13 protein-coding genes and 1 riboswitch are annotated in these 16251 nt (G+C 46.0%); of the genes, 4 read left to right on the top strand and 9 right to left on the bottom strand.

Annotated features, from left to right (window positions below; all coding sequences use genetic code 11):
- Window positions 1-121: 121 nt before the first annotated feature.
- From hslU to priA, 5 genes are all read right to left on the bottom strand, one after another.
- Window positions 122-1453 carry an HslU--HslV peptidase ATPase subunit gene (gene hslU, locus CBP12_RS09265; protein WP_086964176.1) on the bottom strand — a complete coding sequence of 444 codons (1332 nt, stop codon included), beginning with the start codon at window positions 1451-1453 and terminating at the stop codon, window positions 122-124.
- 55 nt (window positions 1454-1508) lie between these two features.
- Complete coding sequence (gene hslV / locus CBP12_RS09260) at window positions 1509-2042, bottom strand: ATP-dependent protease subunit HslV (protein WP_086964175.1); 534 nt, start codon at window positions 2040-2042, stop codon at window positions 1509-1511.
- 81 nt (window positions 2043-2123) lie between these two features.
- Window positions 2124-2708, bottom strand: a complete 585-nt coding sequence (locus CBP12_RS09255; protein WP_086964174.1) for an SPOR domain-containing protein — start codon at window positions 2706-2708, stop codon at window positions 2124-2126.
- Window positions 2709-2711: 3 nt separating this feature from the next.
- Window positions 2712-4469 carry an arginine--tRNA ligase gene (gene argS / locus CBP12_RS09250; protein ID WP_086964173.1) on the bottom strand — a complete coding sequence of 586 codons (1758 nt, stop codon included), beginning with the start codon at window positions 4467-4469 and terminating at the stop codon, window positions 2712-2714.
- A gap of 131 nt (window positions 4470-4600) precedes the next feature.
- On the bottom strand, window positions 4601-6799 hold the full coding sequence (gene priA, locus CBP12_RS09245; protein ID WP_086964172.1) for a primosomal protein N': 2199 nt from the start codon (window positions 6797-6799) through the stop codon (window positions 4601-4603).
- A 141-nt stretch (window positions 6800-6940) separates the two neighbouring features.
- On the opposite strand from priA, the gene rpmE reads away from it, so the two are divergent.
- Both rpmE and CBP12_RS09235 read left to right on the top strand, forming a co-directional pair.
- Entirely contained in the window at window positions 6941-7156 is a 216-nt protein-coding gene (gene rpmE / locus CBP12_RS09240; RefSeq protein WP_086964171.1) for a 50S ribosomal protein L31, read from the top strand.
- 662 nt (window positions 7157-7818) lie between these two features.
- Complete coding sequence (locus CBP12_RS09235; RefSeq protein ID WP_086964170.1) at window positions 7819-9063, top strand: malic enzyme-like NAD(P)-binding protein; 1245 nt, start codon at window positions 7819-7821, stop codon at window positions 9061-9063.
- 103 nt (window positions 9064-9166) lie between these two features.
- On the opposite strand, the gene trmA is transcribed toward CBP12_RS09235, so the two are convergent.
- The 3 genes from trmA to CBP12_RS09220 form a co-directional block, all read right to left on the bottom strand.
- On the bottom strand, window positions 9167-10264 hold the full coding sequence (gene trmA, locus CBP12_RS09230) for a tRNA (uridine(54)-C5)-methyltransferase TrmA (protein WP_086964169.1): 1098 nt from the start codon (window positions 10262-10264) through the stop codon (window positions 9167-9169).
- Between the two features lie 154 nt (window positions 10265-10418).
- Window positions 10419-10781: a hypothetical protein gene (locus CBP12_RS09225; RefSeq protein ID WP_086964168.1), complete on the bottom strand. Its 363-nt coding sequence runs from the start codon at window positions 10779-10781 to the stop codon at window positions 10419-10421.
- 8 nt (window positions 10782-10789) lie between these two features.
- Window positions 10790-12130: a sulfite oxidase gene (locus tag CBP12_RS09220; protein WP_086964167.1), complete on the bottom strand. Its 1341-nt coding sequence runs from the start codon at window positions 12128-12130 to the stop codon at window positions 10790-10792.
- 178 nt (window positions 12131-12308) lie between these two features.
- A riboswitch (cobalamin riboswitch) is annotated at window positions 12309-12498 on the top strand.
- Between the two features lie 39 nt (window positions 12499-12537).
- Between CBP12_RS09220 and CBP12_RS09215 the strand changes: the two genes are divergently transcribed.
- Window positions 12538-14361: a TonB-dependent receptor domain-containing protein gene (locus CBP12_RS09215; protein WP_086964166.1), complete on the top strand. Its 1824-nt coding sequence runs from the start codon at window positions 12538-12540 to the stop codon at window positions 14359-14361.
- Between the two features lie 118 nt (window positions 14362-14479).
- Complete coding sequence (gene murI / locus CBP12_RS09210) at window positions 14480-15328, top strand: glutamate racemase (RefSeq protein WP_086964165.1); 849 nt, start codon at window positions 14480-14482, stop codon at window positions 15326-15328.
- A gap of 1 nt (window position 15329) precedes the next feature.
- Here the strand turns inward: murI and CBP12_RS09205 are convergent, their stop codons facing one another.
- Entirely contained in the window at window positions 15330-15797 is a 468-nt protein-coding gene (locus tag CBP12_RS09205; protein WP_086964164.1) for an RNA recognition motif domain-containing protein, read from the bottom strand.
- Between the last annotated feature and the right edge of the window lie 454 nt (window positions 15798-16251).

Here is a 16251-nt window from a genome sequence, read left to right as displayed (position 1 = left end):
AAGTATAAAGGGGCGGGAGCACTTTTCAATCATAATCGTGTTAGTACGCGCGCACCTTGCTTAATGCCGAGGACAATTGCGACTTACTGCTTGGAAATTGTCGCAAACCGAGGGCAGAAGATTAGAGAATATAACGGCTTAGATCTTCATCTTCGACTAAGTCTTCTAAGTAGTGATCCACATAGTGTTCATCGATAACAATACTTTCACCTGACTTATCTGACGCCTCAAAGGAAAGCTCATCCAGTAAGCGCTCCATAATGGTATGTAAGCGACGTGCGCCTATGTTCTCGGTGCGCTCATTTACGCGCCACGCAGCTTCTGCTAAGCGGCGAATACCAGCTTTAGTAAAGTCTACGGTTACGTTTTCGGTAGCCAACAACGCCTTATATTGCTCGGTTAACGAGGCGTTAGGCTCAGTGAGGATACGTTCAAAATCGTCGGTGTTTAGCGAGCTAAGCTCAACTCGAATAGGCAGTCGGCCTTGTAACTCAGGAATGAGATCCGAGGGTTTAGCCACTTGGAAAGCGCCGGAAGCAATAAACAGCATGTGATCGGTACGCACCATGCCATGCTTGGTGTTGATTGAAGAACCTTCAATTAAGGGCAGCAGGTCGCGTTGTACCCCCTCACGAGACACATCAGGACCTGAGCTTTCGCCTCGCTTACAGATTTTATCAAACTCGTCGATAAAGACGATGCCATGGTTTTCCACCGCATGAATCGCTTGCTCTTTCAGCTCTTCTGGGTTGAGCTGTTTTGAAGCTTCTTCTTCTATTAACAGCTTTAGCGCTTCTTTGATTTTCATCTTACGCGGCTTGCTGGTGTGACCGGCGGCTAGATTTTGAAACATACCTTGCAGCTGGTTAGTCATTTCTTCCATGCCAGGAGGCGCCATGATCTCCACACCCATTTGTGGAGCGGCCACATCTATCTCAATTTCTTTATCGTCTAACTGACCTTCACGCAGTTTTTTACGAAAAATTTGTCGGCTGTTACTATTATCGGCTTTTTCTGGCTCGCCAAAATTATTGCGAGGGTTAGGTAATAACGCATCTAGTACGCGCTCTTCCGCCGCTTCTTCTGCTTTATACTGATATTTTTTCATTTGTTGTTCGCGAGTCATTTTCACCGCAATATCAGTAAGATCGCGGATAATGCTATCTACTTCCTTACCCACATAGCCCACCTCGGTAAACTTAGTGGCTTCTACTTTAATAAAAGGGGCGTTAGCCAGTTTCGCGAGACGGCGTGCAATTTCCGTTTTACCCACGCCAGTTGGGCCTATCATTAAAATATTTTTGGGCGTAACTTCTTGGCGTAATTCTAATGGCAGTTGCATGCGCCGCCAGCGGTTACGCAGGGCAATCGCTACCGCACGTTTAGCATCGCTTTGACCCACAATATGTTGGTCTAGCTCGTGTACAATTTCTCTGGGTGTCATATTCGACATATTTAAGTCCTTAATTAGGGCACGGCAGTGGCAGCCCTTAAATAAATGAGTAGCCTTATTTAGTTGTATAATCCAGCTCTTCTATGGTTTGGTTACCATTGGTAAAGACGCAAATACTGCCGGCGATAGTTAAGGCTTTTTCAACTATGTCTTTCGCTTCTAGCTCCGTATTATCTAATAAAGCGCGAGCTGCAGACTGAGCAAAGGCGCCGCCGGAGCCGATAGCGATCAAGTCGTTCTCGGGCTGCACCACGTCACCGTTACCGGTAATAATAAAGGAATTTTTTTCGTCGGCGACCGCCAACAGGGCTTCGAGTTTTCGCAGGGCACGATCGGTTCGCCAGTCTTTAGCTAGCTCAACTGCTGCCCGCTCAAGATTACCTTGGTGAGCCTGTAACTTGGCTTCAAAGCGTTCCAGTAGGGTAAAGGCATCGGCGGTGCCCCCGGCAAAACCCGCTAATACCTTGCCGTTATGTAGGCGGTGTACTTTGCGGGCATTACCTTTCATTACGGTATTACCAAGAGAAACTTGGCCATCGCCACCTATAACCACTTTGCCATTGCGGCGAACTGAAACGATCGTTGTCACTATGAACCTCACTTGACTGTGTAGCCGTTTAATACGGCAAAAATGTCATCTACACAGAAATGGGGACGCACAGTGCTAAGATCAACCCTCCCAGAACCAGATAGCACAATCACTCACGGCTTTATTCTTAATCAGCTTGTGCTTGTCTTGCTCAGCGACCCGCTTGCTATCATACGGCCCCAGCACCACGCGATACCAAGCACTGCCACTGGCATGGCGTACCTGAGAGCTTAACCCTTGAAAAGCAATTTTTGCTTTTAGTTGCTCTGCCTGTGCCGAGGATTGGAAGGAGCCACACTGCATTAAATAGCGCTGATCGGACTGTTGTGCTTCGGGCAAGCGCACTTCAACTTCTTTATTTTCTAATTGTTGAATATACGTCCATTTTTCTACCGGTTTTTGATCGATAGGATTCGCCACTACCGGCGCTTTCGCCGGCGCCTTATTGGGCGTGGTGACGACACTGGCCGGCGTTTGCGTTTTTTGCTCTGCCGCCCCTTTAATTATATGGATCAAATAGCCTAAGGCACCGGCCACCATAATGAGTAATAGCACGGGTAAAATAGGCAAGCGTCGAGGGGGCGCTGCGCGCCCACGCGTGCTGCTCGCTTTTTTAGGCTTGGCTTTGGTTTTAGGCTTGCCCCGTCTTACGTAATCCTTAGCCATGGACTACATACGCTCCAAAGTTTCAATGCCTAACAAGGACAGACCTAAGTTAAGCACCTTAGCAGTGGCAGCACACAGACGTAGGCGGCTATCACGCTCGGCCACGCTAACCCCTTCTTTATTGATGGGGCAGGCTTCGTAGAAGCTCATAAAAGCTCCTGATAATTCATAAAGATACAAACACATTAAATGCGGTAAGCCTTTATCGGCTACCGATTTAATAGTGTCATTAAATTGCACTAGTTTTTGCGCTAACGCTTCTTCGGCAGGCGCGGTTAATATCACCTGACCTTGCAGGTTTGCATCACTGACAATACCCGAGCGGCGAAAGATCGACTGCACACGCGTATAAGCATATTGTAAATACGGTGCGGTATTGCCTTCGAAAGACAACATATTGTCCCAATCGAAGATGTAATCTGTGGTGCGACTTTTTGATAAGTCGGCATATTTCACTGCCGCCATCGCCACGCGCCGAGCAATATCTGTCTTTTCGTCTTCACTGAAGTCCGTATCTTTAGTCGCTAATAAAGCCGCTGCTCTCTCTTGAGCTTCATCAAGCAAATCCACTAAGCGTACGGTGCCGCCAGAGCGAGTTTTAAAGGGGCGTCCGTCTTTGCCGAGCATCATGCCAAAAGCGTGATGCTCTAGGCTAACTGTTTCGGGCACATAACCGGCCTTGTGCACTATGCTCCAGGCTTGCATTAGATGCTGATGCTGGCGAGAGTCAATAAAGTACAGTACTCGATCGGCGTGTAGTTGCTCATAACGGTACTTAGCGCAGGCAATGTCGGTAGTGGTATAAAGAAAACCGCCATCTTTTTTGCGCACGATTACACCCATAGGATCGCCATCTTTGTTTTTGTACTCATCTAAGTACACCACAATGGCGCCTTGGTCTTCCACGGCTAGCCCTTTGGCTTGTAAGTCCGCCACTATGTCCGCCAGTATGGGGTTATACATGCTTTCACCCATAACGTGCTCAGGCGTGAGCGACACATTTAATCTGTCATAAATTTCTTGGTTATGTTTAAGGGTGATGTTGACCAGTTTCTGCCACATCGTCAGACAGTAATCATCGCCGCCTTGTAACTTAACCACATACTGGCGGGCGCGCTCGGCAAATACGGGGTCAGCATCGTATTTTTGCTTAGACTCTCTGTAAAACTGCTCTAAGTCAGCTAAACCTGAGTCGGCTACTTCAGGATTTTCTTTTTCTAATTCCTCAAGATGCGCAATCAGCATGCCAAATTGTGTGCCCCAGTCACCAATGTGATTGGCACGGATCACTTTATGCCCTAAAAACTCTAAAGTGCGCACCACAGCGTCACCAATCACACTGGAGCGTAAATGGCCCACATGCATTTCTTTCGCGACATTGGGCGCTGAGTAATCCACCACTATGGTTTGTGCGTGCTCGGCTACCGGGATGTTCGCGCGATCGTCCGCTACCATGGCGTCAATTTGTCGGCCTAGCCACTGGCTATCGAGAAAGAAGTTAATAAAGCCAGGTCCGGCCAGCTCGGTTTTAGCCACTAGCTCAGACGCCGGTAAGTTTTCTTGTAGTAACTGGGCTAATACCCGAGGGTTTTGACCGGCGGGTTTAGCGAGCAATAAGGCGAGGTTAGTGGCTAAATCTCCGTGACTCTTGTCTTTAGTTCTGTCCACTTGAATGCGCGGAGCTAGCTCACTAGGCAGTTTGCCTTGCTGTTGTAGCGTTAATACCGTCTGTTCAAGTAAAGCTTGAATATGTTCTTTCATCGTCAACTCACCAAATTTAAAGACAAGGTCACAGATAACCTGGGTGGGAAATTCTACTCACATCGTACACAGAAAACCACCGTCACAGCCAAGTGAGGCCTGCAATATGAGCGCTAGCAAGCGAGGGCGGCTTAAAAAAGCTCTACGGGATCAATATCTAGCGACCAGCGTACTTTGCGCGCCTCTGCTTGGGTGTCAATAATGGCTAGCGCTAATCGACAGGCGCTAGCGAGCTCGCGTCGCTGGCTTGATTGTAATAATAACTGATAACGGTATTCGCCCGCTCTGCGCTCCATTTGCGCGCTAATTGGGCCTAAACACAAGACGTGAGGAGATAAATGGGGCTGCAGCTGAGTGGCTAATTGCTGTAAAAAATGCTGCACCAGAGATGCATTATTAGCGCGAGCGCGAAATAATGCTTGAAAGCTATAGGGCGGCAGCTGCGCAAAATGACGCTCTTTTAAGGCGCTATGCGCAAAGTGTTGATAGCCCTGATGAGTGAGATCTTGTAATAGCGCATGATCAGGTTGATGAGTTTGTAATACTACTCGGCCTGGCTTACTGGCGCGCCCAGCGCGACCTGCTACTTGAATATAAAGTTGAGCAAAGCGTTCGGTAGCGCGAAAGTCGCTAGCGAATAGAGCGCCGTCAGCGTCTAAGATGGCGACTAAAGTCACATCAGGAAAATGATGACCTTTCGCCAGCATCTGGGTGCCAATTAAAATTTGATATTGGCCATTGCGTATACCTTCAAGGTGTTTTTCAAAACTGCCTTTGCGCCGTGTGTTATCGCGATCGATGCGAATAGTGGCGTATTGGGGAAACAAGCCGCTAATAGCTTGTTCTACTTGTTCAGTACCAAGCCCGGTGCCAATCAGCTGAGTACTGCCACAATTAGGACAAGCGGGTGGCAAGGGTCTTTGATGATCACAATGATGACAATGCAGCCGTGAAGGGTGTTGATGCCAAGTAAAGTGCGCATCACAGCGCTCGCAATCTGCCAGCCAGCCACAGCCATGGCATAATAGCGCCGGTGCATAGCCGCGGCGATTTAGAAATAACATGACTTGATTGCCTTGGCTGAGCTCATGGGTCATTAGCTCAATTAGTTGCGGTGATAAACCGGCGTGCATTTGTACGTTTTTACTATCTAGCAATAAATGTTCAGCGACAGTAGCGCTGCCTGGGCGCTGACTTAGCGTTAAGTGCTGATATTTACCTTGAGCTGCGTTATGTAAGCTTTCAAAACAGGGCGTAGCTGAGCCTAGTACAATGGGAATATCAAGCTGATGAGCGCGCAGCAGTGCTAAATCGCGAGCATGATAGCGAAAGCCCTCTTGTTGTTTAAAAGACGTATCATGCTCTTCATCAATAATGATTAATCCTAAGCGGGCAAAAGGCGTGAGTAGGGCAGAGCGAGTGCCAATAACGATAGCACTACTGCCATCGCGACAAGATAACCACGCATCTAATCGCTCTCGTTCATTCATTCCCGAATGCAGCGTGCAAATAGGTAGGCTAAATCGTTGTTGAAAGCGTGTAATCGTTTGCGGTGTTAAGCCAATTTCTGGCACTAATACTAATACTTGCTGGCCGGCGGCTAACACCGCTTCCATTACTTGCAAGTACACTTCCGTTTTACCTGAGCCCGTAATGCCTTCTAATAAAAAAGGACTAAAGCCGTGAGTACCTTGAATCAAGCTAACCGCGAGCGCTTGCTCTGTGGTTAATCTATGTTTGTCTTGCTCAGTTACTTGCCATGGTGTATTGCGCCAATCACTGAGGTGAGGCACTTGCTCGCGTTTTTCTATTAGATTTTTTTTAGCAAGTGCGTTTAAGGTGGTTGAACTAACGCCTCGAACTTGCAGCTCACTTTGACTCAAAGGACCTTGGTGTAACGCTGTTAAAGCTTGTTGTTGCTTAATTGCATGTTTAGGCAGCTCAGCGCTCTGGTCTACTATATGCCAAACAGTAGCGGGTCGATAAGTGGCTGCTTCGCCTTTTCGTAATAACGCCGGCAATGCTTGAAAATAAACTTCACCGGTTGCATATAAATAATATTGTGCCGCCCACGCTAAAAATTTTAATTCAGCGGCTGCCAATAACGGCACCGAGTCTAAGATGCTATTTACGGCTTTAAGCTTAGCGGTATCTATGCTGGAGTCTGTCGGATGAGACAAGACTAAGGCAGTCATGGCGCGATTGCCAAAGGGTACAGCCACCCGACAACCAGGTGCAGGTAAGGGCAAAGGGCAGAGATAATCAAACTCGCGACGCAGCGGTACGGGTAGCGCAACCCTCACTAGTGCTTGTGCGTTCAATAACGACATTGATGAAATAACCTCCGTTTATCCTTGCCTGTAAAAAAGCGATACTATATTATTCGCGCACTTCACAATACGTGAATCATTCGTGTGGTGTCTGGCATTGGATCAGATAGCGACACGGCCTTCAAAAAACAGAGGTTTTCCATGAAACAAGGTATTCACCCAGAGTACAAAGAAATTGTCGCTAAATGTTCTTGTGGTAACGAGATCAAAGTAGGCTCGACCCTAGGCAAAAGCCTGAACTTGGACGTTTGCGGTGCTTGCCACCCATTCTACACTGGTAAGCAGAAAATGGTTGATAGTGGCGGTCGTGTGGATCGTTTCACCAAGCGCTTTGGTGCGTTGGCTAGCAAGAAGTAAGCAATTGGCTTGCTACAAGAGGGCGCCTAAGGGCGCCTTTTTTATTGCCTTATTTAAATAAATTTCAGACGCTATTGCGAGTCTTAAGTATTAGAGCTTATAACTCATAATGTTTTGTTATAAAGATTAATATCTGGTAACACCCCTTATCACTGCTTATGTTTTTCTGAGTCAGCCCTTTATTTACTTAGGTTTAGCTCAATATTGTCGCACTGAGTCCACTATTTATTAGCGGCGACTACAACATAAAAACATGTCTGAGTTTCATTCGAAACTGGTTTTTCATCGTTAAAGGGACAATGATAAGCTCGTCGGAGCGCGCTTATAGCTGTCCTAATAAAACGGACGTAGATAAGCGTGGGTAGAGCTTTAATAGCGGATAGTAATAATTATATTGACGCTTAGAGAGAGATTAATCGCCTTCGATAAAGATGCCCTTAAATAGACAGCTTATCCGTAAGCGTTAAGTTAAATAAGGTTAATCACTAAAAGCGCTCTCTGTTCTAGATACTTCATCTCTGGCAGTATGTATTAATGAAATAATGAGTTTTATTTAGTGATGTGCAATAAGGTGATGACTATCACATTGTACAAACATTGTGATAAACTTGTTCACACATCAATCGTTTAATTGTCTTCAATCGCATCAGGGTACTCGTAGAATGTCCGACTTCCGTCAAAAAGCGCTCGATTATCATGCTTTCCCAACTCCTGGAAAGATCTCTGTTGAAATTAGTAAGCCGGCAGAAACCGCTCAGGATCTCGCCTTAGCTTACAGCCCAGGTGTGGCTGAGCCAGTGCGCGAAATTGCAGCTGATCCAGAGAACGCTTACAAATATACCGGTAAAGGTAACTTAGTTGCCGTTATTACTAACGGTACCGCTATCTTAGGTCTGGGTAACTTAGGCCCATTGGCTTCTAAGCCCGTTATGGAAGGTAAAGCGTTATTGTTTAAGCGCTTCGCTAATATCGATTCTGTGGATATCGAAGTAACGCACCGTACTACTGAAGAGTTTATCCAAGTAGTCGCGGCTATTGCCGACACCTTTGGTGGCATTAACTTAGAAGATATCAAGGCACCTGAGTGCTTTGAGATCGAAAAAGCGCTGATTGAGCGTTGTAATGTACCTGTGTTCCATGATGACCAACACGGTACTGCTATTGTTACTGCTGCGGGTTTAATCAATTCCCTTGAAGTGCAGGGCAAGAGCATCGAAGACGCTCAAATCGTCTGTATGGGTGCCGGTGCGGCAGCCGTTGCTTGTATGCAACTGCTGATCAAGTGTGGCGCACTGCGCGAAAACATCTATATGTTAGACCGTAACGGTGTGATTCATTCTCGTCGTGAAGACTTGAACGAGTATAAGTCTTTGTTTGCTAACAACACCGACAAGCGCACTCTAGAAGACGTGATGCAAGATGCAGACGTATTCGTTGGCGTTTCAGGCCCAGACGTATTGCCAGCTTCTGCTGTTTCAATGATGGCCGATAAGCCAGTTATCTTTGCCTGCTCTAACCCAGATCCAGAAATCAAGCCTGAGTTAGCGCACGCGACTCGTCAAGACTTAGTTATGGGTACCGGTCGTTCTGACTATCCTAACCAAGTTAATAACGTACTGTGCTTCCCTTTCATCTTCCGTGGCGCATTAGATGTTCGCGCTTCACAGATTAACGATGAAATGAAAGTTGCCGCCGTAGAAGCGATTCGTGGTTTGGCTAAAGAAGCTGTGCCACAAGAGGTGTTGGACGCGTCTGGTTACGAGAAACTGGAGTTTGGTCCAGACTACGTAATTCCTAAGCCAATGGACCCACGTTTGTTACCACGTGTTGCTCGTGCCGTAGCCATTGCTGCTGTTGAGTCTGGCGTAGCGCGTGCTGAATTACCAGAAAATTACATGCTGGATTAATCTTCTCGCATGCTAGAAAAAAGGGAGCGTCAGCTCCCTTTTTTGATCGCGTTTCGTGGAAAAATCGGTTTTATCTTGTTTTTTACCCTTTACCCCTCACTCCTCACCGTCTTTTTAGATAGACCCCCGCTTCTACGTGATGGGTATAAGGAAACTGATCAAAGAGTGCAAAGTGCTCAATGGTATGACTGTTGCTCAAACTAACTAAGTTATGCTGCAAAGTCTCTGGGTTACATGAGATATAGAGAATATTGTCATACTCTTGCACCAGTTTAACCGTTTCTTGATCTAGCCCAGCACGGGGCGGATCCACTAAAATCGTATTGCAGTCATAATCACTTAAATCGATGCCGCGCAGCCGGCGAAACTCGCGCACTCCCCGCATCGCCTGAGTAAATTCTTCTGCCGACATCCGTAATATAGTGACATTGTCGATATTATTGGCGGCAATATTAAATTGTGCTGATTTTACTGAAGAGCTGGCAATTTCGGTGGCTAATACGCGCTTAAAATTAGCGGCTAACGCCAGAGAAAAGTTACCATTACCACAATATAACTCTAATAAATCGCCACTCGCACCTTGGGTGGCAGCGACTGCCCAGCTCAGCATCTGCTCATTCATGCGGCCATTAGGTTGAGTAAAGCTGTTTTCTACTTGCTGATAAATTAATTCTTTACCGGCCACCTGTAATTTTTCCACTACATAATCTTGGCCCAGTACTAATTTTTGCTTGCGAGCCCGACCAATAATACTGGCATTTATCCTTTGAGCTTGCAGTTGGTCGCGTACTTTTTGCATCGCTTGCTGCCACTCATCATCTAATTGGCGGTGATAAAGTAAGCTAATAACTAGCTCGCCACTTAAAGAGGATAAAAAATCCACCTGAAATAAACTGCGCCGTAACACGGCATCTGGTTTAAGAGCGGCAAGTAATAGCGGCATTGCTTGGTTAATTAATAGTGAGGCGGCAGGAAATTGTTCAACTCGATAGCGCTGTTTAGTCTCTTGATCAAACATGATGTAATACAAGTCTTCATCTTCATGCCATACCCGAAACTCGGCGCGCATCCGGTAATGTTCCGGTTCTGATGCAAACACATCCAAGCTTGGTGGATTAAAAGGCGCAAACGCCTGCTGCAGCTGCACGACTTTAGCGTCCAACTGGGCTTGATAGGTGCTCGGATTAACCACTGTGCTCATGATGTGCCTCTCTTAAAAACGAAGCGCAAATTCTAGCACGGACCTCTGAAAGATGGGTAAAGAGCATTAGTGCGAGTTGTAACCAGTGAAAAAAGAGCGCAGCGTTATTAACGCTACGCCAGTTAATCACTCTTTGTGACTTATAACGATAACACTAGGTTTGTTTCTTACGATAGGGGTTTTCGGGTAGTTGATCGGCTCTTAAGGCTGGGCGGCGAGCGTCTTCTTTAGGGCCGTAGTGTGTGCTTAGGTAGCTTAAAATAGTATTTTCTGTCTTATCATCAAATGACCACAGCCCTTGAGTGTCTTGCATCCAGCGGATCAGAGAAAGCCAATGTTCACGGCTGCCGCTATTTTGTGTGACTAAATTGGCTGAGTGGCAGGCAATGCAATTATTGCGCACCGTATCCCAGCCAGGCGCTATTATAAAACCGGTTTGAGGATCCTGTTCAGCCGCTAAAGCAGGAGCGGCTGATAAGCTCAATAATACTAAACTCACCATAATTGATTGTGTCATTAAGCCTCCTACACCACTTGGACTGCAATGCGATGGCAAGCATTATTTAAATAACCTTTAGGATTCCAACCGGCTACCACCATGGGTTGCGATTTACCTTCATTATCTACGGCGCGCGCCCATATTTCGTAATAACCTTTTTCCGGAAAAGTTAATTCACTGTGCCAATGTTGCCACGCTAAGCGATTGGCAGGGGGTTCCAGTTGCGCTTGCTGCCAGGTCACACCAAAATCGCTAGAAACATAAAACTCTTTTACTTCTAAATCACCCGCCCAAGCATGACCGCGTACCGCGAGCGTCTCTCCTAAAGTATGATTAATCCCGCTTTTAGGAAAAGTGATCAGCGATTTTATGGGCATAGAAGTAATAATTTCCATGTCTTCATTAGGTACTTGGGTACCCGGTGCGACGGGATATTTCGGTACATGATAAGCCGGTGCGGCCATCTTATTACCATCGTGAATTTTATCGCGTATAACTATTTTCTTAAGCCATTTTCCAGAAGTGGAGGCAGGCCAGCCACCACACACTAACCGTAAAGGGTGGCCGTTAAGAAGCGGTATGTCTTCATCATTCATAGCCCACGCAATGAGAGTTTCATCTTCTAGCGCTTTAGACATAGGCACGCCTCGAGAAATAGCCTCTTTACTGGCATCGCCACTAGGGTGAAGGTCAGCGCCATAATAGCCGATGTAAACCGCATCTTCTTTTATGCCACACGCTTCTAATACGTCCCGTAGCCTTGCGCCAGTAAATTTAGGGCAAGCTACGGCGCCCGTAGACCATTGGTTACCACTGGCAGCAGGCGCAAATTCACTGCGACCATTTCCCCCACACTCTATAGTTAGTTGATAGCTGTAATGCTTAAAACGAGATTTAAGCTCATCCAGTGTGAAAGTGGTCGGCTTTTCACAAGACTCACCGGCGATTTCTAACGTCCAAGTTGCAGGGTCTAAGGCGCTAGCCTCTGGGGGTAGGCCGTTATTGCGCACAAACATATGCTTAGCGGGCGTAATTTTATCGTCCAACAAATGGGGAGGTGTTTCTGCATTTAATGGTCGATCATTAAGAATGGTGAGCCCTTCTTTACCAGAGATAGAAAATGACTCATCAGTTTGGGCAAAGGCGGCAGGAATAAGCCCTGCAGGCATATGTTTAGAAAAAGGGATACTGGCACCAATGGCCGTAGCCATAGCAAATAAACCCCCGCGTCTAAGAAATCCCCGTCGGCTGTGTGCGTCGGTTTCTCGACCCCATACTAACTTATCCGCCTTGATAGGATCTTCTGCATAAAGTTCATGCAAGCCTTTAGTCTGTACTTTAGACTCGTTTTTTGGATGTCGTGCCATTGCTGTGCTCCTTTAGCGAATTTGCTGCTACTTAAGCTTAGTTAAAATAGCCTAGCAGAAGAGCTAATGTTGCAGAAATGTAAATTAATTAAAGATGCGAGCTGGCTCATATTCACCACTCCGAAGGCATATGAATATTTACTAACTATTTATGCATATACAGCGATCAGCCCTTTCCTTATAATGCCCGCGCTTTGGTGCCAAATGGCATAAACGGGAATCTGGTGTAAATCCGGAACTGGCGCGCAGCGGTAATAAGGAACGAGACGACACTATTAGGCACTGCCATGAGGTTGGGAAGCCGTCGTTTAGGTAAGCACTAGCTTGAGCCTTTAAGTCCGAAAACCTGCCAAAGAGGCAACGGGATTGGCCCGTTACTGTTCACTACGCGTACTAGGAATAATAATATGTCTAAACAATGGCTAGCAGCAGCGGCCCTGTTGCCGTGGGCGACACTTGCTCAAAGCTCTACTCTCTCGCAAAACGATGATGCCACCGAAATCACTATTTATAGCAAAGTAAAGCAATCGGCGACCAGTGCACTGACTCCCGTAGAAGTCATTACTAAAGCTGATATTGAACGCCGCCAACCGCGCTCGTTAGTGGATCTGCTCGAAACCTTGCCTGGCTTACAGTTCGGAGGTCAGAATGGCGGCATTGGCCAACAAACAAGTTTGTTTGTTCGTGGCACCAACTCTAACCATATATTAGTGCTGATGAATGGCCGCCCCATGGCGCAAATGGTGGGAGCCAATGTCGATTTCAGTCAGTTACCCGTCAATAACGTGGAGCGCATCGAATATATTCGTGGCCCCCGCGCCGCTATCTATGGTTCGGGAGCTATTGGCGGAGTGGTGAATATCATTACTACGTCTGAAGTTAACGACCGTCAGCTCAGCGTGACCACTGGTAGTAATGACTACTATGCCGCCGATATCTCCATCAATCAGTGGGTGACGGACGACACACGTTTACAATTAGCTACAGGATACCGAGAAACTCGTGGTTATGACGTGACCTCTACTAATACTGAAAACGATCGTGATGGATTCGATAGTAAAAACCTTACTTTTGGTGTTGAACATAAGCTCAATCAGGCTTGGACTTGGGATGCTAATTTTAATAGTTGGGAAAATAACGTTGATTATGACGGTTTCCCCGACACTAGTAATTCTGAAACCTATCAATTCGATACTGGATTACGATATCAAGGTCAGCAATTAACTGGCCAGTTAAATGCTAGCTATGGTGAGCATGAACTGGAAAGCTGGAAAAAAGAAAATAGTCGTAATAGTGCAACTAATACTAGTACTGCAACCACTCGTTTTGATGGTTTAGTACAGTACAATTACACCAAGCAAAACTATGTGATATTTGGTGTAGATTGGCAGCAAGATAGGCTTCTTTCTAAGTCTAAAACTGTAGATTGGATGTCAGGCCAGTTAGTTGGATATGACTTACCAGATCGAGATAACACTGGTATATTTACTTCTATTTTTCATACTTGGGAGCCTATATCTTTCGAGTTGACTGGGCGCGTCGATGATAATGAGCAGTTTGGCTCGCATGGTATTTGGCAAAGTGCGCTATCGTTAGAGCTATCAGAGCAGCATAGGACTACGTTAAGCTATGGAACCGCGTTTAAAGCTCCTAGCTTTACTGATTTACACTACTTGACAGGTAACCCCGAGCCTGAAAAGTCTGAAAGTTTAGAGTTATCGCTATTAGGTAATTATCCATTACTCGATTGGCAGTTGAACTTATATCGTAATGATATTAAAGGATTACTGTTTAACCAAACACCGACTAAAAAAGATAATACCGATGTGATTATTAAAGGTGTTGAATTGGTAGTTAAGGTGAGTACTGGGCCTATTCACCATATTGCTAGCTACGAATACACAGATGCCGAAGATGTTAAAACGGCTAAGCAGCTATCTAATCGCGCTAAGCGAAAAGCAAGTTGGACCGGTGATATGGATGTTGCGAATATCAATTTTTTTGCGCAGGTTTTGTATGTAGGTGATAGAGAAACCCCTGATGCAATTTCCTTTGCAAGCACCTACTCTCCTTCCTACACCATATGGAACATAGGGGCGCGGTATCCGTTAACGCAGCAGCTAACTCTAAACGGCAAGATTAATAATCTGTTCGATAAAGACTATCAGGTAGTTAGTGGCTACGACGCTCCCGACATGGAGTTCTACGTCGGTGCCGATTACCGTTTTTAAACACAGTTAAGTATTAAAAATCGACTCTAAGCCGGCCTAGTGCCGGCTTTTTCATTCTCAGCTTTAGCGTTATGATATCAATATCGCAATGAGGGCTTTACCAGAGAAAGGAAAACCGGTGGCAAACATTTTAATTTTCGACTCTGGTATGGGCGGCTTGTCTGTCTATCGCGAGCTCAGCAAAAGGATCCCAGCTCAGCAATATCTCTATTTATTTGATAATGCTTACTTCCCCTATGGAGAATTAAGTGAGCCACGTTTAGTGGCACGAGTAGTCGAGCTGTTTAGCACCTTTGTTAAACAGCACTCGGTAGATATTGCGGTTATTGCTTGCAATACCGCTAGTACTTATGTGCTGCCGGCGCTGCGAGCGCAGTTATCTATTCCTATCGTCGGCGTAGTACCGGCCATTAAACCCGCCGCCGAATACAGTCGCCAACATCAAACGTTAGCTAAGCCCGCTCATATTGGATTATTAGCGACACCGGGCACAATATCTCGCCGCTATACCGCTGAGCTCGTGCAAAGCTTTGCCCCCGATATCCAAGTTTCTATGTTGGGTACGACTGAGTTAGTGAAGATGGCGGAAGACAAATTAGCGGGGCTACCCGTAGATATAAAGCGACTGAAACAGATACTAGCGCCTTGGTCGGGAAATCGGGGTCCAGATACCCTAGTCTTGGGCTGTACCCATTTCCCACTATTGGCAACTGAGATCAATCAATGCTTGCCGCAAGTTAAGCTTATAGATTCTGGAGCCGCCATCGCTCGACGAGTGAGTTATTTATTGTTGCAGCCGGCATGCACACTTAGTCAAGAGTTAGCTCCGGAAGGTAAAGCGGGCTTATTATTTTGTACTGAACTTACAAAAAAAGCCCTGCAACAAGCGAGGGCTTTTAAGAAAGAAGGCTTTAGTGAGCTTAACTGTTTTGAGCCTAATCTAAATAAGTTATTAAAGGAGCAATAAGCTAAGCCGTTTGCTCGGCGTTATCGTCCTCATCTTTGCGCTCATTTGCTTCACGTACTTTTAAAGTACGTTGTTGAAACTCAGAATCGTTTAACCCTTGCTGAGCAGCCAGTGCTGCATCGCTGGGCATTTCTACAAAACCAAAGCCACGACGTTTACCAGTATGTTTATCTTTCATTAAACGTACCGATAGCACTTGGCCAAACTCTTCAAACAAGGCGCGAACAGAAGCTTCATTTGCCCGATAGGGCAGGTTACCGACATATAGAGTAGTAGTAGGAATCGCCGCCGGTACGGGAGAGCGGGTTAATAACGGAACAAAAAAACCTCCTATCAGCAGGCCAATAGCTAAACAGGCAGCAGAAGAAAGCGCAGGCGCAGCCCAGTCCACAACTAAATAGCCGATAATGGCTAAAATAATTGCGTAAAGGGCAGACTGAATATAAACAGGATAATGGGATAACTTCATCAGCAGTCCAATCTCAAAGTGGATGAATGTATAAGCGCACAAAAATGGTAGCTTAATATTAGCTACCGATAACAGCATAGCTTCAAATGAGCTAGGGAGTAATGCTTGTTCGCGTTAAGCGCTATATTTGTGATCTAAAAAGCTATTTAGCGACTAAGAAGCTCCTAAATAACGCTTTATTTAAGCCATCCTGCATGGCTCTTATTATTTGTTTGGCAGCACTTAGCGCAAAGTAAATAATATTTGTGTATAACTTTGTGGGTATCATGTGGGCTTGCTGAGTATTTAAGCGGTCAGTGCTAAAAAGGTGATTTAAATCATAAAAGCGCTTGCGCTAAATCTGTCGCTCCCTATAATGCGCATCCACTGACACCGGGCAAGCGCTCACGGTCACAAGGATTTGAGAGAACAGAAATTAAGTTCAAACAAACACTTGACGAATACAACGGGATGC

The sequence above is a fragment of the Oceanisphaera avium genome, from assembly GCF_002157875.1.
Taxonomy (GTDB): domain Bacteria; phylum Pseudomonadota; class Gammaproteobacteria; order Enterobacterales; family Aeromonadaceae; genus Oceanimonas; species Oceanimonas avium.
Note: the sequence above shows the minus strand (reverse complement) of the source record. Positions and strands in the feature narration are given on the sequence as shown.

Bases quoted from the DNA above. Each gene is read 5' to 3' on its own strand.
- trmA (WP_086964169.1), bottom strand. From the start codon at position 10,264: ATGAGCACAGTGGTTAATCCGAGCACCTATCAAGCCCAGTTGGACGCT.
- CBP12_RS09215 (WP_086964166.1), top strand. From the start codon at position 12,538: ATGTCTAAACAATGGCTAGCAGCAGCGGCCCTGTTGCCGTGGGCGACA.
- argS (WP_086964173.1), bottom strand. From the start codon at position 4,469: ATGAAAGAACATATTCAAGCTTTACTTGAACAGACGGTATTAACGCTA.
- CBP12_RS09205 (WP_086964164.1), bottom strand. From the start codon at position 15,797: ATGAAGTTATCCCATTATCCTGTTTATATTCAGTCTGCCCTTTACGCA.
- CBP12_RS09220 (WP_086964167.1), bottom strand. From the start codon at position 12,130: ATGGCACGACATCCAAAAAACGAGTCTAAAGTACAGACTAAAGGCTTG.
- priA (WP_086964172.1), bottom strand. From the start codon at position 6,799: ATGTCGTTATTGAACGCACAAGCACTAGTGAGGGTTGCGCTACCCGTA.
- CBP12_RS09225 (WP_086964168.1), bottom strand. From the start codon at position 10,781: ATGACACAATCAATTATGGTGAGTTTAGTATTATTGAGCTTATCAGCC.
- CBP12_RS09255 (WP_086964174.1), bottom strand. From the start codon at position 2,708: ATGGCTAAGGATTACGTAAGACGGGGCAAGCCTAAAACCAAAGCCAAG.
- CBP12_RS09235 (WP_086964170.1), top strand. From the start codon at position 7,819: ATGTCCGACTTCCGTCAAAAAGCGCTCGATTATCATGCTTTCCCAACT.
- hslU (WP_086964176.1), bottom strand. From the start codon at position 1,453: ATGTCGAATATGACACCCAGAGAAATTGTACACGAGCTAGACCAACAT.
- rpmE (WP_086964171.1), top strand. From the start codon at position 6,941: ATGAAACAAGGTATTCACCCAGAGTACAAAGAAATTGTCGCTAAATGT.